Origin of the sequence: Pseudomonas sp. KBW05 (genome assembly GCF_003852405.1) — a bacterium.
Classification (GTDB): Bacteria; Pseudomonadota; Gammaproteobacteria; order Pseudomonadales; family Pseudomonadaceae; genus Aquipseudomonas.
The window spans coordinates 37,733-57,901 of sequence record NZ_QAJM01000055.1 but is presented as its reverse complement, the minus strand read 5'-3'; the positions used below and the strand labels follow the sequence as shown (position 1 = coordinate 57,901).

At 58.8% G+C, this 20,169-nt stretch carries 23 protein-coding genes and 1 tRNA gene; 11 read left to right on the top strand and 13 right to left on the bottom strand.

Annotation, left to right across the window (positions count from 1 at the left end):
- Nucleotides 1–6: 6 nt before the first annotated feature.
- The 4 genes from ggt to DBR46_RS29725 form a co-directional block, all read right to left on the bottom strand.
- Nucleotides 7–1,818, bottom strand: coding sequence for a gamma-glutamyltransferase (gene ggt / locus DBR46_RS29740; protein WP_124529939.1), 1,812 nt, complete (start codon nucleotides 1,816–1,818; stop codon nucleotides 7–9).
- Between the two features lie 54 nt (nucleotides 1,819–1,872).
- The gene (locus tag DBR46_RS29735) at nucleotides 1,873–2,652 is read right to left on the bottom strand and encodes a PhzF family phenazine biosynthesis protein (RefSeq protein WP_124529937.1); all 780 of its coding nucleotides are present in this window, start codon (nucleotides 2,650–2,652) and stop codon (nucleotides 1,873–1,875) included.
- 205 nt (nucleotides 2,653–2,857) lie between these two features.
- Nucleotides 2,858–2,934: transfer RNA gene (locus DBR46_RS29730), tRNA-Met, on the bottom strand.
- 252 nt (nucleotides 2,935–3,186) lie between these two features.
- The gene (locus DBR46_RS29725) at nucleotides 3,187–3,738 is read right to left on the bottom strand and encodes an RNA polymerase sigma factor (RefSeq protein ID WP_124529935.1); all 552 of its coding nucleotides are present in this window, start codon (nucleotides 3,736–3,738) and stop codon (nucleotides 3,187–3,189) included.
- A gap of 262 nt (nucleotides 3,739–4,000) precedes the next feature.
- Between DBR46_RS29725 and DBR46_RS29720 the strand changes: the two genes are divergently transcribed.
- The 11 genes from DBR46_RS29720 to sctU all read left to right on the top strand — a co-directional run bounded on the left by DBR46_RS29720 (nucleotide 4,001) and on the right by sctU (nucleotide 14,150).
- Nucleotides 4,001–5,101, top strand: a complete 1,101-nt coding sequence (locus DBR46_RS29720) for an HrpJ domain-containing protein (RefSeq protein WP_124529933.1) — start codon at nucleotides 4,001–4,003, stop codon at nucleotides 5,099–5,101.
- Entirely contained in the window at nucleotides 5,098–7,191 is a 2,094-nt protein-coding gene (gene sctV / locus DBR46_RS29715) for a type III secretion system export apparatus subunit SctV (RefSeq protein WP_124529931.1), read from the top strand. Before DBR46_RS29720 ends, sctV begins: the two co-directional genes overlap by 4 nt.
- 10 nt (nucleotides 7,192–7,201) lie before the next feature.
- A complete protein-coding gene (locus DBR46_RS29710) occupies nucleotides 7,202–8,101 on the top strand; it encodes an FHA domain-containing protein (RefSeq protein ID WP_124529929.1) in 900 nt (299 codons plus the stop codon).
- Complete coding sequence (locus tag DBR46_RS29705; RefSeq protein WP_124529927.1) at nucleotides 8,098–9,456, top strand: FliI/YscN family ATPase; 1,359 nt, start codon at nucleotides 8,098–8,100, stop codon at nucleotides 9,454–9,456. The genes DBR46_RS29710 and DBR46_RS29705 overlap by 4 nt, the downstream gene beginning before the upstream one ends.
- A complete protein-coding gene (locus DBR46_RS29700) occupies nucleotides 9,443–9,871 on the top strand; it encodes a YscO family type III secretion system apparatus protein (RefSeq protein ID WP_124529925.1) in 429 nt (142 codons plus the stop codon). The genes DBR46_RS29705 and DBR46_RS29700 overlap by 14 nt, the downstream gene beginning before the upstream one ends.
- 95 nt (nucleotides 9,872–9,966) lie before the next feature.
- Nucleotides 9,967–10,326 (top strand): type III secretion system HrpP C-terminal domain-containing protein, encoded by a 360-nt coding sequence (locus tag DBR46_RS29695; RefSeq protein ID WP_305955613.1) that lies wholly within the window; start codon nucleotides 9,967–9,969, stop codon nucleotides 10,324–10,326.
- Nucleotides 10,323–11,336: a FliM/FliN family flagellar motor switch protein gene (locus DBR46_RS29690; RefSeq protein WP_124529921.1), complete on the top strand. Its 1,014-nt coding sequence runs from the start codon at nucleotides 10,323–10,325 to the stop codon at nucleotides 11,334–11,336. Before DBR46_RS29695 ends, DBR46_RS29690 begins: the two co-directional genes overlap by 4 nt.
- Entirely contained in the window at nucleotides 11,333–11,986 is a 654-nt protein-coding gene (gene sctR, locus DBR46_RS29685) for a type III secretion system export apparatus subunit SctR (RefSeq protein ID WP_124529919.1), read from the top strand. Before DBR46_RS29690 ends, sctR begins: the two co-directional genes overlap by 4 nt.
- Nucleotides 11,987–11,993: 7 nt before the next feature.
- Nucleotides 11,994–12,257 carry a type III secretion system export apparatus subunit SctS gene (gene sctS, locus DBR46_RS29680; protein WP_065888055.1) on the top strand — a complete coding sequence of 88 codons (264 nt, stop codon included), beginning with the start codon at nucleotides 11,994–11,996 and terminating at the stop codon, nucleotides 12,255–12,257.
- A gap of 10 nt (nucleotides 12,258–12,267) precedes the next feature.
- Nucleotides 12,268–13,056, top strand: a complete 789-nt coding sequence (gene sctT / locus DBR46_RS29675) for a type III secretion system export apparatus subunit SctT (RefSeq protein ID WP_124529917.1) — start codon at nucleotides 12,268–12,270, stop codon at nucleotides 13,054–13,056.
- Nucleotides 13,053–14,150, top strand: a complete 1,098-nt coding sequence (sctU, locus tag DBR46_RS29670) for a type III secretion system export apparatus subunit SctU (protein WP_124529915.1) — start codon at nucleotides 13,053–13,055, stop codon at nucleotides 14,148–14,150. Before sctT ends, sctU begins: the two co-directional genes overlap by 4 nt.
- Here sctU and DBR46_RS29665 read toward each other — a convergent pair whose 3' ends face one another.
- The 9 genes from DBR46_RS29665 to DBR46_RS30260 form a co-directional block, all read right to left on the bottom strand.
- Nucleotides 14,151–14,501, bottom strand: a complete 351-nt coding sequence (locus tag DBR46_RS29665) for a transcriptional regulator (protein WP_124529913.1) — start codon at nucleotides 14,499–14,501, stop codon at nucleotides 14,151–14,153.
- 11 nt (nucleotides 14,502–14,512) lie between these two features.
- Complete coding sequence (gene hrpT / locus DBR46_RS29660) at nucleotides 14,513–14,716, bottom strand: HrpT family type III secretion system protein (RefSeq protein ID WP_124529911.1); 204 nt, start codon at nucleotides 14,714–14,716, stop codon at nucleotides 14,513–14,515.
- Complete coding sequence (sctC, locus tag DBR46_RS29655) at nucleotides 14,713–16,839, bottom strand: type III secretion system outer membrane ring subunit SctC (protein ID WP_124529909.1); 2,127 nt, start codon at nucleotides 16,837–16,839, stop codon at nucleotides 14,713–14,715. The genes hrpT and sctC overlap by 4 nt, the downstream gene beginning before the upstream one ends.
- Before the next feature lie 399 nt (nucleotides 16,840–17,238).
- The gene (locus DBR46_RS29645; RefSeq protein ID WP_124529907.1) at nucleotides 17,239–17,457 is read right to left on the bottom strand and encodes a hypothetical protein; all 219 of its coding nucleotides are present in this window, start codon (nucleotides 17,455–17,457) and stop codon (nucleotides 17,239–17,241) included.
- Nucleotides 17,458–17,554: 97 nt separating this feature from the next.
- On the bottom strand, nucleotides 17,555–18,136 hold the full coding sequence (gene sctL / locus DBR46_RS29640) for a type III secretion system stator protein SctL (RefSeq protein ID WP_124529905.1): 582 nt from the start codon (nucleotides 18,134–18,136) through the stop codon (nucleotides 17,555–17,557).
- Complete coding sequence (locus tag DBR46_RS29635) at nucleotides 18,120–18,683, bottom strand: type III secretion protein (protein ID WP_124529903.1); 564 nt, start codon at nucleotides 18,681–18,683, stop codon at nucleotides 18,120–18,122. Before DBR46_RS29635 ends, sctL begins: the two co-directional genes overlap by 17 nt.
- Nucleotides 18,684–18,696: 13 nt before the next feature.
- Nucleotides 18,697–19,497, bottom strand: a complete 801-nt coding sequence (sctJ, locus tag DBR46_RS29630; RefSeq protein ID WP_124529901.1) for a type III secretion system inner membrane ring lipoprotein SctJ — start codon at nucleotides 19,495–19,497, stop codon at nucleotides 18,697–18,699.
- A gap of 6 nt (nucleotides 19,498–19,503) precedes the next feature.
- Nucleotides 19,504–19,875 carry a hypothetical protein gene (locus DBR46_RS30655; RefSeq protein WP_256659423.1) on the bottom strand — a complete coding sequence of 124 codons (372 nt, stop codon included), beginning with the start codon at nucleotides 19,873–19,875 and terminating at the stop codon, nucleotides 19,504–19,506.
- A gap of 95 nt (nucleotides 19,876–19,970) precedes the next feature.
- Nucleotides 19,971–20,141, bottom strand: coding sequence for a hypothetical protein (locus tag DBR46_RS30260; RefSeq protein WP_158619166.1), 171 nt, complete (start codon nucleotides 20,139–20,141; stop codon nucleotides 19,971–19,973).
- Between the last annotated feature and the right edge of the window lie 28 nt (nucleotides 20,142–20,169).

Sequence of the window (20,169 nt, the reverse complement as noted above, 5' to 3'; positions counted from 1 at the left end):
AAAATTTCAGTCGCCGAGGGCTTCGCCTTCACGCCGAGGGTCCGCGCCGCCGCTCAGAGACACCTTGCCCTGGGCATCGCGGGTGCGCACGATGGCCTGCACGCCACTGGTCATATCGATCTCGCTGAGGGCATGGCCCTTGTCTTTCAGGGCCTGTTTCAACCCTGGGCTGAACAAGCCCGCTTCCAGTTCGGTAGCGCCATTGCGGCTGCCAAAGTTGGGCAGGTTGATGGCCGCTTGCGGGTCGAGTTGCCAGTCGAGCATTGCCACCAACGACTTGCTCACGTACTCGATGATCTGTGAGCCGCCCGGCGAGCCGACGGTGGCCAGCAACTCGCCGCTGTGGCGGTCGAACACCAGCGTCGGCGCCATGGCCGAGCGCGGGCGTTTGCCGGGTTCGACGCGGTTGGCCACCGGTTGGCCGTTTTCCTCAGGAATGAACGAGAAGTCGGTCATCTGGTTGTTGAGCAAAAAGCCCTGGACCATCACATGGGCGCCGAATGCCGCTTCGACCGTGGTGGTCATCGACACGGCGCCGCCCTGGTCGTCCACCGCGACCACTTGCGAGGTGGAGATGCGCAACGGCGAGCGGTCCGGCGCGTAGGCCACCTGGATGCCCATTGGTGTGCCGGGCTTGGCAACGCCCATGCTGCGTTCGCCGATCAAGGCGGCGCGCTTGGCCAGGTAGTCCGGTGCGACGAGACCGGCGAGCGGCACGGGGACGAAGTCGGCATCGGCCACGTACAGCGCGCGGTCGGCGAAGGCCAGGCGGCCGGCTTCGGCGAGCAGGTGCACGGCCTCGGGCGTCGGTTCCAGGCCGGCAGGCGAGGTGCTCTTCAATGGTTTCATCGGCGCGATGGCCAGTTGCGGGTTGCGCGCTTCCAGGGCCTGCAAGGTGCCGAGGATCTGCGCGATGGCGATCCCGCCCGACGACGGCGGCGGCATGCCGCACACTTTCCATTGCTTGTAGTCGGTGCACAACGGCGCACGCTCTTTGGCGCTGTAGCCCTGGAGGTCCGCCTGGGACAGGCTCCCCGCGTTGCCGTGGCCCTGTACCTTGCGCGCGATTTCAGCGGCAATCGGCCCGTGGTACAGCGCGTCTGGCCCTTCCTTGGCGATGCGTTGGAACACGGCGGCCAGCGCCGGGTTTTTCAATAGCGTGCCGGTGGCCTTGGGCGTGCCATCGGCATTCAAGAAATACGCCGCCATGTCCGGCGACTGCGGGATGTAGCGGTCAGCGGCAATCAGCGCGTGCAAGCGCGGGGAAATCGCAAAGCCCTGCTGCGATAGGCGAATCGCCGGCTCGAACAACGTGGCCCATGGCAGGCGCCCGGTCTTGTTGTGCGCCATTTCCAGCGCGCGCAACACCCCCGGCGTGCCGACGGAACGCCCGCCGATCTGCGCCTCGGCAAACCCCATCGGCGTGCCGTCGGCCCGCAGGAACAAGCGCTCGGTCGCCCCGGCCGGTGCGGTTTCGCGGCCGTCATAGGCGTGCACGTTCTGGCCGTCCCACAGCATGATGAACGCTCCGCCGCCGATGCCCGACGACTGTGGTTCCACCAGGGTCAACACGGCCTGCATCGCAATCGCCGCGTCAATCGCCGAACCGCCTTGGCGTAGCATCTCGCGCCCGGCTGCGGCGGCCAGAGGGTTGGCGGCGGCGGCCATGTGGCGTTCGGCGTGACGCAGCGTGAGGTCGCTGCGGTAGCCCGAACCCAACTCCGGTGCCGGTGGTTGTTCGGTGATTGGGCTATGGCAGGAGGCCAGGGTGAGGGCCGCAGCCAAGACCGACAACTGCCGGCGATAAATCGAAAACACGCGCTGAACTCCGTTCATTTTGAGAATGATCTGTTGTCCTTTGGGTACTGCTTTTTACAGGTAAATCGTGCCTTGCAGGTAGAGCACGGCGTTGCCCGAGATGATCACGCGGTCGCCCTGAAGCTCGCAGCGCAACTGGCCACGGCGCTTGCCGCCTTGTTCGGCGCTCAATTGCTGCTTGCCCAGGCGCTCGGCCCAGAACGGTGCCAGCGAGGTGTGGGCCGAACCGGTGACCGGGTCTTCATTGACGCCCACGTTCGGCCCGAACCAGCGCGAGACAAAATCGAACCGCGCGCTTTTGGCGGTCACGGCGATACCGCGTTTGGGCAGGCCCTTGAGGCGGGCGAAGTCCGGGGTCAGCGCGGCGATCTGGGCTTCATCGTCCACCAGCACAATGTAGTCATCGGTGCCGAAGACTTCGGCGCGCTCGATGCCCAGTGCGCTCAACATCCCCGCCGGCGGTTCGCAAGGCGCTGGGAGCTTGGCCGGGAAATCCATCGCCAGCTCGTCGCCATTGCGTGTCACACGAAGCTCGCCGCTGCGGGTGGCAAAACGCAGGACTTCGGGGGCGTTTGCGAACGTGTTGATCAACACCCAAGCGGCTGCCAGCGTGGCATGGCCGCACAGGTCCACTTCGACTTCCGGGGTAAACCAGCGCAGCTCATAGATATCGCCACGTGGCACAAAAAAAGCGGTTTCCGAGAGGTTGTTCTCGGCGGCGATGTTGTGCAGTTGCTCGGTGGGCAGCCATTCGGTCAGCGGGCAGACGGCCGCCGGGTTGCCACCGAAGGTGTGTTGGCTGAAAGCGTCGACTTGGTAGATGTCCAGTTTCATCGGGGCACTCCGTGTGGGGGAGGCTGGACACTAACAGTGGGTCAGGGGAGCGTCAAAATACAGATCGCGGTTTTTTTCGAGCGCATCTGTTGGTGTTGGTCGCAAGCGCAGCCCTTCGCCGAGTGGGCCGCAGGCGTTATTGGCCTGGGACTTTTCTGCGGGCATAAAAAAACGGCCTACCTTTCGGTAAGCCGTTTTTAGTACTTGGTGGCTACACAGGGACTTGAACCCCGGACCCCAGCATTATGAATGCTATGCTCTAACCAACTGAGCTATGTAGCCAAGTGGCGCGCATTATTCGCGGAGAACGGGAAAGCGTCAAGCGTTTATTTTAAATTTTTATCTACGCTTTCAATTGTTTAAGCGAAATAGGGCTAAACCGCGACGAGTGGTGCGGTGGGCGTGGGTGTTTCGGCAGTGAGGATTTTATCCGGGCAGCGGCAGTTTTCAGCGAGTGCGGTAGTCGAGGGCGGTGGCGGTGTGAACCGGTTGGGCAGATATCCCTGTCGCCCAACGCGTGGTCTGAGTTACGAGTTACGGGTACAGCGAGTTGTGGGTAACGCGCTTGAGCTGTTCGCGTGCCCGTGACAAGCGTGAGCGAACGGTGCCGATCGGAATGTCCAGCACGTCGGCGGTGTCCTGGTAGCTGCCGTCGGTTTCCAGCGATGCATACAGGGTTTTACGCATTTCCTGCGGTAGCAGGTCGATGGCATTTAAGGTTTTCTCCAAGCGGCGGTTGATCTCGAATTCCCAGTCCAGGTTGCGGCTGTCCTCCTGGCCATGCCACAGCGCTTCATCGAACTCGCAATGGATCGGCTTGGCAAACATGCGTCGGAAATGGTTGCGGATCAGGTTCTGCGCGATGCCGCACATCCATGTACTGAGGGTTGCCTGGCCGCTGAAGCGCTCCCTGTTGCGCCAGGCCTCCAGGTAGGTCAGTTGTAGAAGATCATCCGCATCTTCGGGGTTGAGCACGCGCTTGTGGATGAAACGGCGCAGCTTTTTTTGCTGCTCGTCCGTGAGTTGAAGCATGAATTGAGGCGAGCTGCCAACAAGGTGAACCAACGCTTCGATAGGGATACTCATGATTTTTTCCTCAGGGTAGGCGCTGTCGAAATGGTTTCGACGGGAACCTCGTTTGCACTGGTTGTGCCAAGGAAAATAATTTCTTAACTTATTGATTTATGAGTATAAATATCTTGAATTGACAGGATTTTGTGCGGCTATTTGCATAGGCCGTGAGAAGCGAGTGCAAGTCTTTTCAATTTAGCTGTACGAATGCTTTCGATGGAACCAGATCGGCAGGCCTTGCCACACAGGGAAACACTCTTCTTGTTCAGGTCTGTCCATGAAAGTTGAACTCTCCTCCGATGTGCAAAGGGCCCAATCCCTGGATCAGCCTGCCGCCAGTCAGCCACCAACGCCCCAGCCCGTTCATGGCACGGAAGAACTTGCTCATCTGTTCAGCCTGGAAGTTGCAAACAATAGCCAGCCGCTGAGCCAGCGAGCGATGAGCCTGCGGGTTATCCCAGTCGAGAATATGGCGGAGCTTTATCGTCAGTTGGGTCATCCGGCCAAAAAGACCTTGGCAATGATTTCGCTGATGGTCAGGGAGGCATTAAGGCAGCGGGTCGGAGTGGGAGAATTGTTGAATCTCTCCGAAGGCGACCCTGCACGTGCATTCGTGGTGCTTCAGTATGTGGTTGCCCAGCCAGGCGCTGAGGCGCGCACTTATGTGGACACCCGTGAGGGTACTCAAGTTGAAGTGTCCTTGGCTGACATGGCGCGGCGTGCCATTGCCGAGTTGGATGTACGTTACAAGCGGGAGATCCAGGCCGGCCTGAACACCGCCGGGGCGTTGCTGGCGTCTGCTATCGATCCACAGGAGCGTCAGGCGCTACGTACGCTCTACTACACCAATGTGGTCACGCGACAATCGTTGGCGACAATGATGCATTCGCTGCTGGGCCTGTACGGTGGCGAGCGGTTTGCCGAGGGCCTCAACGTGATGCGAAAGGCTTTGGCGGATGATATCGCGGCCAAGGTGTCGTCAATGCCCACCCCTCTGTTGCGAACCTTGTTGCTGGGGCTGAAAAGCTGTGGGCAGTTGGGTGGGGTGCTCGCAGGGTGTCACGGGTTGCTTCAACGCCTTGGCCTCGATCATGACGCGGTCGTTCTGCTGCAGCGCCTCTTGGGGGTCGCGGGCAGCGGTATTGCCGCTGCCGAGATCCTTCGGCTCGGGGCTGATTTGCAGGGAGGTTCAAAGTTGCAGCAATTGTTGGCCCTCAATGCGCTTTACCCGTTGCTCCGGCAGATGCCCTTGGCGTTATGGCTCGATGGTCGTGTACGTGAGGAAGCCTTGCGTGGCTTCCTGTCGGTGATAGGGGAGCTGGACCGGGTTACACGTAATCCTGCACACTATTCAAGTGTGCTGGGGGCCTCGGCGTGACAGTACTTTCGGTCATCAATCGCTTGTTGCTCAAGGTGGCTCAGCGCGCCGAAGTGCTGGGCGCCGTGGTGGTGATGGCCATTGTGTTTATCTTTATCGTGCCGCTGCCCACCTGGCTGGTGGACATTCTGATCGCGCTCAATATCTGCATCTCCTGCCTGTTGATCGTGTTGGCGCTTTACCTTCCGGGGCCCTTGGCGTTCTCATCGTTCCCGTCGATCCTGCTGTTGACCACCATGTTTCGCCTGGCACTCTCAATTGCGACGACGCGCTTGATCCTGCTGGAGCAGGATGCCGGTGACATCGTCGAGGCCTTCGGCAATTTTGTGGTCGGCGGCAATCTCGCCGTGGGGATGGTGATCTTCCTGATCCTGACCCTGGTCAATTTTCTGGTGATCACCAAAGGTTCGGAGCGGGTGGCTGAAGTGGCGGCGCGTTTCAGCCTGGATGCGATGCCTGGCAAGCAGATGTCCATTGACAGTGACTTGCGTGCCGGCTTGATCGACGGCACGCAAGCACGGGACAAACGAGAGCAGTTGTCCCGTGAGAGTCAATTGTTCGGGGCTATGGACGGGGCCATGAAGTTCGTCAAGGGGGATGCCATCGCGGGCTTGATCATCGTCGTGGTCAACCTGCTGGGCGGGTTCACCACGGGCATGTTCCAGCACGGCTTGAGCGCTGCCGATTCAATGGCGCTGTACTCGGTACTGACCATTGGCGACGGCCTGATTGCGCAGATCCCGGCGCTGCTGATCTCCCTCACCGCTGGCATGATCATTACCCGTGTAGCGCCGGACGGACGCAGGGGCGTCACCAATATGGGCGCCGAAATTGCTCGGCAGATGACCAGCGAGCCCAAGAGCTGGATGATCGCTTCGGTGGGGATGCTCGCCTTCGCTGCGGTGCCTGGCATGCCTACTGGGGTGTTTGTCCTGATAGCGTTGGTCACCGGCAGCCTGGGCTATTACCTGATGCGTCAGCGCCAACGGCAGGAACAACCCCAGGCTCAAGCCGCAGAGGCGGTGCGCCCCGAAGAGAACGGTCGTGAGGACTTGCGTGGGTTTGACCCTTCGAGGCCGTACCTGCTGCAGTTCTCTCCAGTGCTGCGAGGCACGCCCGAGGTGACGGATCTTATCCACGCGATTCGCCAGGCGCGAAATGCGCTGGTGGCCAATATTGGGCTGACATTACCGCCATTCGAGGTGGAGCTTGATGATGCGCTGGCCGCCGATGAAATGCGCTTTTGTGTGCATGAGGTGCCAATGATCAAGGCATCGGTTGTCAGCCAGGTCGCGGTTGAACGCAAGGCGCTGACAGTTGAGCCTGCGCATGCCATACCTGGGTTGGCGGAGCGCGATGAGCAGGCGTGGGTCTGGCTGGAGCCGGATGATCCGTTGCTCGATGATCCTCAGTTGGAGCGCTTCACCTCTGCGAGCCTGATCGTTGGGCGCATGAAGCAGGCGATGCTGTTCAGCGGGCCGCAGTTTCTGGGGGTCCAGGAGAGCAAGTCGATCCTCGGTTGGCTGGAGAAAAACCAGTCGGAACTGGTTCAGGAGCTTCAGCGGATCATGCCTCTGTCGCGGTTTTCGGCGGTGTTGCAGCGCCTGGCAAGCGAAGGGGTGCCGTTACGGGCGGTGCGGCTGATTGTCGAGTCACTGATCGAGTACGGTCAGCATGAGCGTGAACCTGACGCGTTGGCCGACTACGCGCGCATTGCGCTCAAGGCTCAGATTTACCATCAATACAGCGAAGCCGATGGCCTGCATGCCTGGCTGCTGTCGCCACAGACTGAAAATATCCTGCGCGAGGCGCTGCGCCAGACCCAGACCGGGGTGTTCTTCGCACTCGACGACGAGCACAGCGCAACACTGATCAGCCTGCTCAACCGAGCCTTCTCCATACGGCCCAAACTCAAGAGCGTGATGTTGGTTGCGCAGGATTTGCGCAGCCCTTTGCGCACCTTGTTGCTGGAAGAATTCAACCACGTACCGGTGCTGTCCTTTGCCGAGCTGAGCAGCACCTCAAAGGTCAAAGTGCTGGGGCGCTTCGACTTGGCTCAGGATGAGTTGATGCACGGTGCGGTGGCATGAGGACTGGATGATGTTCGAGTTGCGAGTGCTTGATGGGCTGCATCAGGGGGCGGCGTTACCCTTGTTTGGGGAGCAGTGGAGCATAGGGGCACATACCAATGCAGACCTGGTACTGAGTGATCCCGGTATTGCCGAGCAGCATGCGTGGCTGCGGCTCATCGACGCCAACTGGTCGGTGCAGGCCGAGGCTGGGTTGCTACACGGGGCTGATGGTCAGGTACTGGCTCAGATCGCGTGCCTGGCGCTCAATGCAGTGTTTTGGTTGGGTAGCGTGCGGCTGTGTGTCAGCGTGGCCGATGAACCTTGGCCCCAATCGCCGGCCCCGGCCCCGGCATCGTCGCCGGTGTTGAATGAGCCGGCGAGAGGGCTCACGTTTTCGACTATCCCCCACTTCCAACAAAAGCGCCTGATTAGCATGGTATTGGCGATTACTGTCATCTTCATCGTGGTGGGCATGGCGTCCACCGGGGAGCCTGAGGCCAAGGCTTCTCTGATGCCGCCGGTGGCGCAGAAGCAGGAGCTCGCCTCACCGTTCGAGGTGCGCCAACAGCTGTTGAAGATGCTCAACGAACGCGAGCTGAGGCAACGCGTCAACTTGCAGGTGATCAATGGACAGGTCGCGCTCGACGGCGATGTATCACAGGATGATGTAGAGCTGGTCGCGCGCATGCTCAGTCGTTTTGGCGAACAATTCGACAGCGCGGTTCCGGTGATCAGCCGTGTGCGTGTGCGCGACGCGAGCCTGCCGTTCAAGATTGTGCAGATCGTGGGCGGGCCCAATGGCCATGTGGTCCTGGAAGAGGGCGGCCGGCTGTTTGTCGGCGATGAAGTGGATGGCCTGCGCCTGGTGCTGATCGACAACAGCAAAGTGGTGTTCGACGGCGCGCAGCGTTATGAGGTGCGCTGGTGAGCATGGAAATGCAAGCACGTCTGGACGCTTGGCAGCAGCGTCAGGCCCAGTTGTTGGCCTCTTTTGCGCCCGTGACAATGCGTGGGCGCATCCAGCGCGTTAATGGCATGTTGCTGCAGTGTCGACTGCCTCAGGCGCGTATCGGGGATCTGTGCCAGGTTGAGAAAAAGCCAGGGGACTACATGCTCGCCGAGATCATCGGTTTTGATCAGCAGGATGCCGTGCTCAGTGCCTTGGGCAACTTGGAAGGCGTGCGGGTGGGGGCGGGTGTAGAGCGCCTGGGGGTCTCTCATCGGGTGCAGGTCAGCGAAGCGTTGCTGGGTCAGGTTCTGGATGGTTTCGGGCGCCCGATCACGGGAGAGGGCCCCAGCGCGTTTGTCGAAGCCGACTTGCCCGATACCAGCGCGGTGCTATGTGAAGCGCCATTGCCTACCGAGCGACCCCGGATCCATCGCGCGCTCGCTACCGGGGTGCGTTCGATCGACGGTCTGCTGACGCTCGGCGAAGGCCAGCGTGTGGGCCTGTTCGCCGGGGCGGGTTGCGGCAAGACCACCCTGTTGGCCGAGATCGCTCGCAACGTCGAGTGCGACGTCATCGTGTTCGGTTTGATCGGTGAGCGGGGCCGCGAGCTACGTGAGTTTCTCGATCATGAGTTAGATGAACAGCTGCGCTCCAAGGCAGTGCTGGTGTGTGCCACGTCTGATCGTTCCAGCATGGAGCGGGCCCGTGCGGCATTTACGGCGACCGCACTGGCCGAAGGTTTTCGCCGCAAAGGGCAGCGCGTGTTGCTGCTGATCGACTCACTGACCCGTTTTGCCAGGGCCCAGCGCGAAATTGGCCTGGCCGCCGGTGAACCCCTCGGTCGCGGCGGCTTGCCGCCTTCGGTCTACAGCCTGCTACCGCGACTGGTAGAACGCGCTGGGTTGACTCGTGAGGGTGTGATCACGGCGATCTATACGGTGCTGATCGAGCAGGACTCCATGAACGACCCGGTGGCTGACGAAGTTCGTTCGCTGCTCGACGGTCATATCGTGCTGTCCCGCAAGTTGGCCGAGCGCGGGCACTACCCGGCGGTGGATGTACTGGCGAGCTTGTCGCGGATCCTGAGCAACGTCGCCGAGCCTGCGGATATCCAGGCGGGTACAGCGTTGCGACGGTTGTTATCGGCTTATCAACAGATTGAACTGATGCTCAAGCTGGGGGAATACCAGCCAGGGAGTGATGCGTTGACCGACCTGGCAGTCGACAGTCGCCAGGCCGTCGATGGTTTCCTGCGCCAGGACTTGCGTGAGCCTTCGCTGATGGCTACGACGTTGGAACAACTCAAGGGGCTGACCGCCTATGTCCCATTCTGACGAGTTGCTCGGTGAAGTCGATACGCTGCGACGCCTGCGCCGGCACCGGGCAGACCGGGCCGAGCGTGCCCTGCGTGAAGCGAAGCGGGACCAGCAGGCCCTTCTTACGCATATTCAGCGGGCCCAGGACGCCCTTGAGCAAACCCGGCAAGAAGAGACCCGGCAGGGTGCTCGGTTGCTCAACCAGCACCAGGGCCAGGTACTGAGCCTGCAGGCGCTGAAAGCCTGGGGTGCGCAGGAGCGTGGCTTGTCTGCCAATACCCGACGGGAGGTTGGGGAGTTGGAGGTTTTGCAGGGCCAGCAAGAACAGAAGCAGAATCGCGTCGGCAGTGCCCAGAGACAGGTCACTGAATGCCTGCGACAAGTGGAAAAGCTACAGGAATTATCCCTTTTACTGACGGAGGAGCGGATATGACTCAGGTCTCAAATAAGCCTGCTGAGCGTCCTCGTGTGCGTGAGCAACGGGATGAACGTGAGCCGGGAGCTGGAAACGTAATACCAGGGGAGTCGATGCGATTGTTCAACCAGTTGTGGTCCGATGACGGTGGGGGCTCAGGTACGGGGTACTCCCTGCTGAAATCTACGGCGTTGGGCAGTGCAGTGATGATCGAGGCGCTTGCCGAGCAACTGGCGCCTCGCCTCCAGGGTGCTTCGCAGTGGCCGCTTCAAGCCGTGTTGTACTTGCCTCGCCTTGGGCGAATCAATGCCTGTGTGCGCCGCGAGCAGAGCCATTGGGGTATCGACCTGGAGGCACAAGAGGAGGCTACGACGCGCTGGCTCAGCGGTCTGCGGCAACAGTGCGAGGACCGCTTCGCACTCAGGCTGGGGCAGCCGGTCAGTCTGTTTCTGTCCGATGCCGGCCGCGCATGATAGTGCCGTTTCTGACATTACCTTCGGTCAATGGAAACACCGTTGTTGCACGACGACGGCTGGGACGTGGCCTGTGCCTGGCATTTCAGGTGGCTGGGCAGAGCGGTCAGCTGCGCCTCGAGCCCGGACCGGCCCCAGCACGGGGTGAGGTGGCGTGCTTCGAGACGGTGTGTGGCGTTCTGGCGTTTGCCGAGGCCGGGCCGCTGCTCAGCCTGCTCGGTGAGTGTCCTGTAACGCTGGCCCCGTCGGGCAACGACCCGGACTCCTGGCTTTGGGCGTTGTTTCACCATCACCTGAGTTCCCAGATAAAAAAACTGCTGGGTTATGTGCGATTGCTGGAGGCAGCCCCACCCAGGACGTTTGGCTGTCGGCTCCGCGTGACCCTTGGGGAGTCCCGTATCGAGGGGTATCTATGGGCAACCCCCGAGAGCTTCCTGGCGTTATGTGACGCCGGGCCATGGCGGGCCACGGCCGGGCCATGGCCCGCCTCGTTTCGGTTGGCGGTTGCAGTGCCCCTTGGGCGTTTGCAGCTACCGACCGCGCAAACATGCAGCCTGCGGGCTGGGGATGTGCTGGTGCCTGAGCAGGCCTTTTTTCAAGCCCAGGGCCGAGGCTATGTACAGGTTGGCAAGCGGCGACTGCAGGGATGCATTGACGATAGCAGCGGGCTGTTGTGCCTGACCCTTACTTCAATCGAGGATACGTCTGTGGACGAAGAATTCATGGCCCCCCACTACGCAGGGGAGGAGGACGATGAGCCGGTGGTGGATGTATTCGGCCACGAACCATTCGATGAGCTGAGCATGGCGCTGAACATCCGCTGCGGCACGTTGAACCTGACCCTGGGCGAGTTACGCAACCTCGCGCCGGGCGCGGTGTTGGGCATTGGCGGGTACGCGCCAGGCATGGCAGGCCTTTACTACGGTGACCGACCGATTGGCGAGGGACAGTTGGTGGAAGTCGATGGGCGCCTGGGGTTGCAACTGTCCCGCGTGATGTTCAGCCGATGATACTGCAGGGGTTGGACCCCTTGGTCCTGGCCGTATTCCTGGCGTCATTGTCGTTGATGCCCATGCTGTTGATCGTCTGCACGGCGTTCCTGAAGATCGTGATTGTGCTGATGATCACCCGAAACGCCATTGGTGTGCAGCAGGTGCCGCCGAGCATGGCTATCTATGGCATCGCGCTAGCTGCCACGCTATTCATCATGGCACCGGTGGGGTATGAAATCGCCGAGAGCGTCAAAGCTTCGCCGCTTGACCTGAGCAACGTACAAACGCTCCTGCAGACGGGAAATGAAGCCATCAAGCCGTTGCGTGCCTTCATGTTGCGCAACATCGACGCGAATGTGCTCACACATTTGCTGGAAAACACCGCACGCCTGTGGCCCGCCCAGATGGCCCAGGATGTGCAACGCGAAGACTTGATCCTGTTGATCCCGGCGTTTGTACTTTCGCAGCTGCAGGCGGGGTTCGAGATCGGCTTCCTGATCTATATCCCCTTCATCGTCATCGACTTGATTGTCTCCAACCTGCTGTTGGCGCTGGGCATGCAAATGGTTTCGCCGATGACCATTTCCCTGCCGCTCAAATTACTGTTGTTCGTGATGGTGTCCGGTTGGTCGCGGTTGCTCGACAGTTTGTTCCTCTCCTATCTCTGAGTGGCTTATGGAACCCATCGTGCTATTCAAGCAAGGCATGTTGCTGGTGGTCGTGCTGTCGGCACCGCCGTTGATCGTGGCGGTGGTCGTAGGCGTGATGACCTCTCTGGTGCAGGCGCTGATGCAGGTGCAAGACCAGACGCTGCCCTTCGGCATCAAGTTGGTGGCGGTGGGGATCACGTTGATCATGACCGGCCGCTGGATTGGCGTGGAGTTGATTCAACTGATCAACCTGACCTTTGACATGATCGGCCGATCGGCCCTCAACTGAGACCCTGCCCTTGCTGCTCTATCTCGAGTACTTGCCCAGCCTGCTGATCGGCATGGCGCGTATCTACCCCTGTGGCATCCTGGTGGCGGCATTCTGTTTTCAGCATATACGGGGCATGCCGCGACATACCATCGTGATGGTCTTGGCATTGATGCCTGCTCCGGGTATTCATGCTGCGTTGGCAGGCCAGGATTACTCCGCGCTGCTGCTGGTAGCGATGATCTTCAAGGAGGTGGCGCTGGGGCTTCTATTGGGCGTTCTGCTAGCGATGCCGTTCTGGATGTTTGAGTCAGTGGGGGCGCTGCTGGATAACCAGCGCGGCGCCTTGGCCGGTGGTCAGCTCAACCCGTCGTTGGGCCCGGATGCGACGCCGATCGGGCACTTGTTCAAGCAGCTGGCGATTTTCCTGCTGATGGTGAGCCTGGGGTTGGGCACGTTGACCCAAGTGATCTGGGACAGTTACCTGATCTGGCCTCCCACTGCCTGGTTCCCGCTGCCGGCGGCGAATGGAATGAGCGTGTTTATCGACGTGTTGGGCGATACCTTTATGCACATGATGCTTTACGCCGCGCCGTTTATCGCATTGCTGTTGTTGCTGGAGTTCGGTGTCGCGCTGCTGGGGGTCTACAGCCAGCAGTTACAAGTGAGTACGCTGGCGCCACCGATCAAAAGCCTGGCGGGGATCGGTATTCTCTTGCTCTACTTTGCGTTGTTGCAGGACCTGATCGTCGGGCGCATGGGGCTTCTGAGCGATCTTAAACATTCGCTGGGCCAGTTGATCAAGGTCGCCATCCCATGAGCGATTCCGGCGAAAAAAAACACCCGGCGTCAGCCAAGAAACTGCGTGACCAACGCAAGAAAGGCCAGGTCGCCCAAAGCCAGGATGTGGCAAAGCTCCTGGCATTGGCGGCCATCAGCGAGATTGCGTTATTCACTGCCGAAACCAGCCTGCAACGCTTTCAGCAATTGATGCTGTTGCCGATGTCACGCTTGACTCAGCCCTTCGCGCGAGCGTTGGAGGAGGTGTTGCTTGAAGGGCTGGTGGTGTTTTTCTCGTTCGCCCTGTTGATGGCCGGGGTGGCGATTGCCACCAAGCTGATCAGCAGTTGGATGCAGTTCGGTTTGCTGTTTGCACCGGAGACCCTGAAGCTGGATTTCAACCGCCTCAACCCGATCAGTCAGATCAAGCAAATGTTTTCTGCCCAACAGTTGATGAACCTGCTGATGAGCATCGTGAAAGCCTGTCTTATCGCGTTGGTTCTGTATGTGGTGATCTGGCCTTCATTGGGTACGCTGATCAACTTGGCGACCAGTGATCTGCACAGTTACATCCTGGCGTTGATTGCGCTGTTTCGTCACCTGTTGCATGTTTGCCTGGGCATGCTGCTGGTGTTGGCGCTGATCGACCTGATCATGGTGAAGCATTTTTTCGCCAAGCGGATGCGCATGACCCAGGTAGAGGTCATCAAAGAGTACAAGGACATGGAAGGCGACCCCCACGTCAAGGGGCAGCGGCGCTCGCTGGCCCAACAATTGGCCCAGGAGGAACCCAAGGTCAAGTTGCCCAAGCTGGAGGAGTCCGACATGCTGGTGATCAACCCGACGCACTTTGCTGTCGCCTTGTATTTCCGCCCTGGTAAAACACCGCTGCCGTTGCTGGTCAGCAAAGGCACGGATGACGAAGCTCGCAAGTTGATCCAGCGTGCCAAGGCGGCTGATGTGCCAGTGATCCAATGTGTATGGCTGGCCCGCACGATCTACACGAAGAAGTTGGGAGCAAGCATCCCCCGCGAGACCCTGCAGGCGGTGGCGCTGATTTACCGCACCTTGCGTGAGCTTGATGATGAAGCCAAGCGCGAGACCCTGGAACTGCCGGAGCTTGAGCAGCGTTGATCAGTGGTTTGAAACCACGTCCAGGGCATGCAGCAGGGCCAGTGAGAGCATTTGGCTGAGCGTCCTGTCCAACGTGCTGTTGCTTGCAGGTAATGCGTGCCAGATCACCAGCATGTCCTGAGCGTCGAGGTAGACAAAACAACCATCGAATGCCAACGCCTGTTCAAAGCGCCGTTCTAGAATTCGTTGCAATTGCCCGGCCTGCAACGCTTCGCGGGCGACGTGCAAGGCAAGTCCCGGGCGGTTTCCTGCGCGCTCTGCACGCACTTGGATTCCGGGGGCGAGGGGCAGATGAGCGGCAGTGCCACTCACCAGCCTCTCCAGAAACGCCTGGCGTTGATCGTCGGGCATTTTCTGGCTTCTCATCGTTCCAGCGACACTGTCTGGTAGTCCGACCGCTCGCCAGCGGGGCCGGGCTCGATGCGCATCTGTGGTGGCCACCAAATCACCATCTTGTCCTTGGTCGATTGCGGACGTGAGCAGGAATCGCCTTTGCAGGTGGGCGTGCAGCCGGTGACGAGTAACGCTGCGCCAACCAAGGTTACGAACAACAGTCTTTGTTTCATGGCATGGCCTTCTGAGCGGGACTGATCAAGGAGGGGCGAGGCACACTGAGGTGTTCATCCTTCACCACAGGACGCATGGCGATAAATACCTCGGCTTCTTCACCTGGCTTGAGCCAGGCGCGGGGCCACAGGGTGACCGCCAGCGTCTGCGAGTTGCTGCACTCTTTTTCGTCAATACGTACGTTGCGGTTGAACTGGTTGCGCAGCACCACGACGGCCACGTTGTATTCCGGGCCTGCGTACCACTGGCTGCGTTCGGTATTCAGCGCCAGCATGTCACGGGTGTTGCATAAAGTGTTCAGTCCCAGCGGCATTGGCGCCGCCTTGAAAGCCTTGGGTACTTCCCCACTGACCAGATGCGCCAATGTCGTAATGATGTCACTGCGTTTGATTACCGGCTGATGGGGCGAATAGCGTCTGGCCAGCGGCGCGAGGGCGGCCTGTAACTCGGCCTGGTCGGCTTGCGGCAAGTAGCGCGACGGGTCGTTCTGGTCGCCGATGACGCGCGGAGTGAGGATGAACAGGCGTTCACGCCGGTTGTTCTGGCGCTCGCTCGAGGAAAACAACGCTTTGCCCAGCAACGGAATATCCCCCAGCAAGGGGATTTTTTTTTGCTTGTCGGTACGTTCCGTGACGTGGAAACCTCCGACCACCAGCGAACGTTTTTCCGCCATTACGGCTTGGGTACTGACCTTGCCCCGGCGCACATCAAGGTGTTTGGGGTCTGGATTGGTTTCGTCGAAGTTGCCATCTTCAATGTCCACAGCCAAATGGATTTGATGGCCGCCGCGACTGGTGGTAACTCTGGGTACGACCTGAAAACTGGTGCCCACGATGACGGGTAAAATGGTTGCGTATTCGCTGCCGGGGGTGAGGTATTGGGTGCGGTTGAAATCGATCACCGCGGGTTGGTTCTCCAGGGTGAGTACGGAAGGGTTCGAGACCATGGTTGCCAGTCCCTTTTCTTCCAGCGCGCGGATATCGGCGTAGAAACGATCGCGGTTTTCAATCGACAACTGTGACGAGGTGCCGGGTGCCATGTTGACGCCACCCCGGAAGCGGCTGTTCTGGAAGCCCCAGTTCACTCCGAATTCGTGTAGTTGCGTACGCTCGATATCCAGAATGATTGCGTCGATCTCGATCAATTTGCGTGCAACGTCGAGTTGAGCGATCAGTTCGCGATACATGGTCTGACGTTCCGGCAGGTCATAGATCAACACCGCGTTGTTGCGAATATCGGCTTCGACGCGGATCCGGCCGGCGGGTACCGAGGCGCGTGGCGTCAGTGCCGGCGCTGTGTCCACTCTGCTATTTTCACCGAGCATTTGGCCCAGCAGCGGGTTGCCCAACCGCGGCGTATTAGGTGTGAGAGGGGCGGGTGGGGGGAGTGGGCGTTGAGTCAGTCCAGTGAGCGTCGAGCTGGAACGCGGCTCCAGCAGCCCACGTAAAATACTGGCAACGCCAGGTACGCTGAGCTTTTCTCCGCGGTAATCCACGTGGCGGTCTGCCGCATTGGCAAACTTCAGCGGGTAACTCAGCACGCTCTGTTTTTCATCTGGTGAGCGGCGCTGGCTGCTGAAATGCTTGATCTGTTCGATATAACGCTTGGGGCCGGAGACGAGTACCACACCGTCTTCCGGCAACTCTCCCCAACCGAAACGGCTATCGAGCAAACCGATGTCCGTCAGGGCCTTCTTGAGGTCCGCAATCGTCTCTGAAGAGACCTCCAGGCGCGCTGATTCCTGTTGGTCAAGTGTGCTGATGAATAGGGTGTTGTTGTAGAGATACCATTGAAAGCGATGCTCAACGGCCAGTCTGTCTAGCATGGACTGTGGGGTATTCGCGCGGATCTTACCGTTGACGTCGCCTTCCAGCAGTCCCTCGATTTGCAATTGGGTACCAAAGGTTTGGGCGAAGTCTTCGAGTACCTCGCGCAGCGGTTTGTGTTGGGCCTCGTAGGCGTAGGCGGTGTTTTTCCATTCGAGAGGGACGGCCGCTTGCGCGTATCCGCCAGAGACTAGCAGCCAGGAAAGCAAGATCGTGCCGTGCAAAGTGTGTCGTTTTTTTGAAGTGCCAGGCGAATCGAGGCGCAAGTTGCTGCGTTTGTAGGTCTTGTTATGCATAGAGTGTTCTCTGGTTAATACAGGTTCTGACGCAGCGAAGTGGGAGTGAAACTCTTCGAGTTTGCCAGGCGAGAAATCACGGCTCGCCAGGTATCACGTTGATTAAGGAGGGCTTCCAGGCAATGTTCCAAGGACGCTTGCCCCTGCTCTTCGTGAAGGCACTGAGTAAGCCAGAGAGCGCCGTCTGGCCCCATGGAAAGCGAGCCGTCGAAGTGGTTCAGGCTGGCACCTCCCAACCGCATCCACTTTTGTAGTTGCGAGGGTAACGGCGCCTGGTGAAGTTGGACTCTCAACATCAGGCATTGGGGGTGGCGCTGCAGAACAATGTTGTCGTGGTTTTCAGACAAGGAGAGGTGTTCTTTACGGCTGAGCAGCCAGCCAGTCAGCGCGTTTTGTAAGTTAAGGGACACTGTCGATAGTTGCTTTCAGCATCAGATGATTGATACGAGACCGCTCATTGAAAGCCGTCTTGGAGTGGAATATATCTGCCGTCATCTGGGTGAAAAAACGTGAATCATCCTCGGTCTCGCCAAGCGTTTTCAGGCCGTTCTGGTAGTCGTGTGCAACGCTCGTGACGCGTTTGAGAAGCCTGTCAGATAAGTCGGTGTAGAAATACATGATGCTCTCCTATTGTGTGTATTCTTGTTGTGGTTTGTTATTGCAAAATGGTTCCGCGGATAACTGGGAATTTAAAGAGCGACAGGCTCGATTTCTTTCATGATGTTTCATGTTTTGTAAAAAAAGCCTCAAGCATCGAACGCCAACTGATGACGAAATCGCCCTCATCGGTTTTCAGAACAAGCGTCTGGAGGGTGATCATGTCGTCCGGCTGGAGCTTCCATAACGCGGGTGTATTTCTGGACAGATAGTGCTCGATTTCGTCAAGTTCCAACGGGTGACAGAAGAGGGTTGCCTTGACCGCATGGACGTGGTCTGTCAGCAGTTGTTTGATCAATGCGGCGAGCCGTTTCGGCGCGGGCGTCTCTTCAAGCAGGCTACGAATGGCTTCGTTCGCCACTGAGGTCGCGTAGTGTTCAAGGCTTTGGCACATTGCCAGGCGGTCACTTTCCCAGCGCCTGAGTTGGGCATCTGCGCGTTTCCACATCTCGAGCGCTGCCTGCTCCAGCAGTTCCTTGTGCTTTATTTCTGCCTGATGCAACAACTCTTTTGATTGGGTATTTGCGCGATTTATCACGTCTTTTGCTTGGGTGAAGTCTGCAAGCGTTTCTCGTGTTATCAGGGGGCCCGAAAGGTTACGTGCGCTCTCGTGCAATTCGATTCTATGCTTGCAAAGCATTCCCGTTTCTCCATTCCTGTTGGCCCGGATTCTTGTTATCACCTGCGATGGTTCGCCACACGACGGCTTGCCAGAGCGTGTCTAGTTGACTGGGCCGGTTCCCGGGTTCAATCGTTTTTTCTTCTATTTCCCGTACCGGCTCACAGGGAAAGCGCAACCGCAGGCGCTGCCACGTGAGAGGGTCTACCCATGAGCGTAGTGATCGCAGCGGGTTCTCTTCGGCGACTCGTATTTCGTGGGGCAATGCTCGGGATAAGCGCACGCACCACAAGTAATGGCTTTCACTCAATTGAGTGGTGGTGTCAGGGTTGAGGATGTTGTGAATCAGCGCGAGGATCAGGTTGAGCTGCTCAGTGGAGGCAAGGGCAATCTGCAGCACGGTAGAGTGGGCGCGCGGAGGCAGGCACGGGGTGATACCGTTGATGGCGATTGCTGCCAAGCCGTTGGTGCGATAAAGCGCATTGATTGCGGGGTCGGTTCGCCAATCTGCATGCGAGTGTTTCCAGGGATACGCCCACCACCGGGCCCATGCCAGTTGCTCGCTCATCGCGTGTGCGGGATCAGGCGACATGGGGTGGGGTTATTGAGTCATTATCGACAGACAGCTTCTGCAATCGCTGCTGTTGTCGGACGAGCAGTAACATCGCCCCCACCACCGATAGCACTAAACCGATCACTGAGAGTAGTGCGCATACGCGCCAAAAACCAAGGTCGTCCCCGGGGACAAGGAAAGGGCCGAAATACATCAGGTTCTGTTTTTCCTGATAAGCCGCAGCGGGTACGAATATGACTGCAAGCTTTTGCGGGTTATCAGCCACCGTCGTCATGCCCGGGATACTGCTGGACACCATTCGGCGAACACGTGCGAGGATGTTGTCCGGGTCCAGCCGATGATCATGCTTGATGAATACAGAGGCCGAAGCGGGTTGGATTGGTTCTCCTGGCGCTATGCGTTCGGGCAGCACGACGTGAACCCGAGCAATAATGACGCCGTCAATATTCGATAGGGTTGCTTCAAGCTCCTGGGACAATGCGTAGATATAGCGGGCACGCTCTTCAAGCGGTGTTGAGATGACCCCTTCCTTTCGGAAAGTGTCGCCCAAAGTGGCGCGGGATACTCTGGGAAGGCCCACAGCCTCTAAGGTGCGCACTGCGCGACCAATGTCGGCGGCATTGACCACAATCACTACGCCGTCTTTTGCGGGCACTTTTTGCGCACGAATATGCTTGTCCGCAAGCTCCGCAACGACCTCATTGGCCTCTTGCTCGGACAGTTGACGATGTAGTTCAGCACGATCGCTGCACCCGGCCAATATGACAGTTAGCGAGAGGGCAAAGGCGATAGAGAGGAGAGAGGTCATGTTGGCTTACTGAAGGTTGCAGATTTTATCTATGCACTGAGCGGTCTTGCCAATGGTCTTGACCAATACATGAGACGTCAACAGTGTGGTGGAGAAGTGAGTCGTGTATTTGTGCATTGCGTCGTTCCCCTTGTTTTTGCTGAACGCCAGCAGGCTTGTGGACAGGTCATTGGTTGAGTTGATGAGGTAGCCTGATGCTTGTGCCAACAGGCCGGGGATTTGTACTCGAGAGGACGTATTTATCGACCGGGCTGGCCCATCCAGTTGGGATGCGAAAAAACTCACATCGACGGCTGATGCTGATGCTGATGCTGATGGTGCGCCATCAGATGACGATGAGGAGGGTTGCTCAGAAGAAGGTATTATTTCCAGCAGCATGTAAGACCTCCTGGTGCAGCAAGTGGCGAGAAGTTAAATGACGACTTCGCTCTTCAATAAACCTCCCCGATAAATATATCGGGGAGGTGTTTTTTTTATTGGTAGGCATTCATGGCTTGCTTATCCCACGATGCTTTTTTTGCCTCTAATGTTTCTTTCATGCTTTCCAGATGCTCTGCTTCCGTCTCCGCTTTGATGCGATCTCGTTCTGAGTCGTAATTCGAAGCTGGAAGAGTCGGGGGATTTCCAATTGGTCCGATAGCCATATCTTTTCTCCACTTTGAATCTACAGAG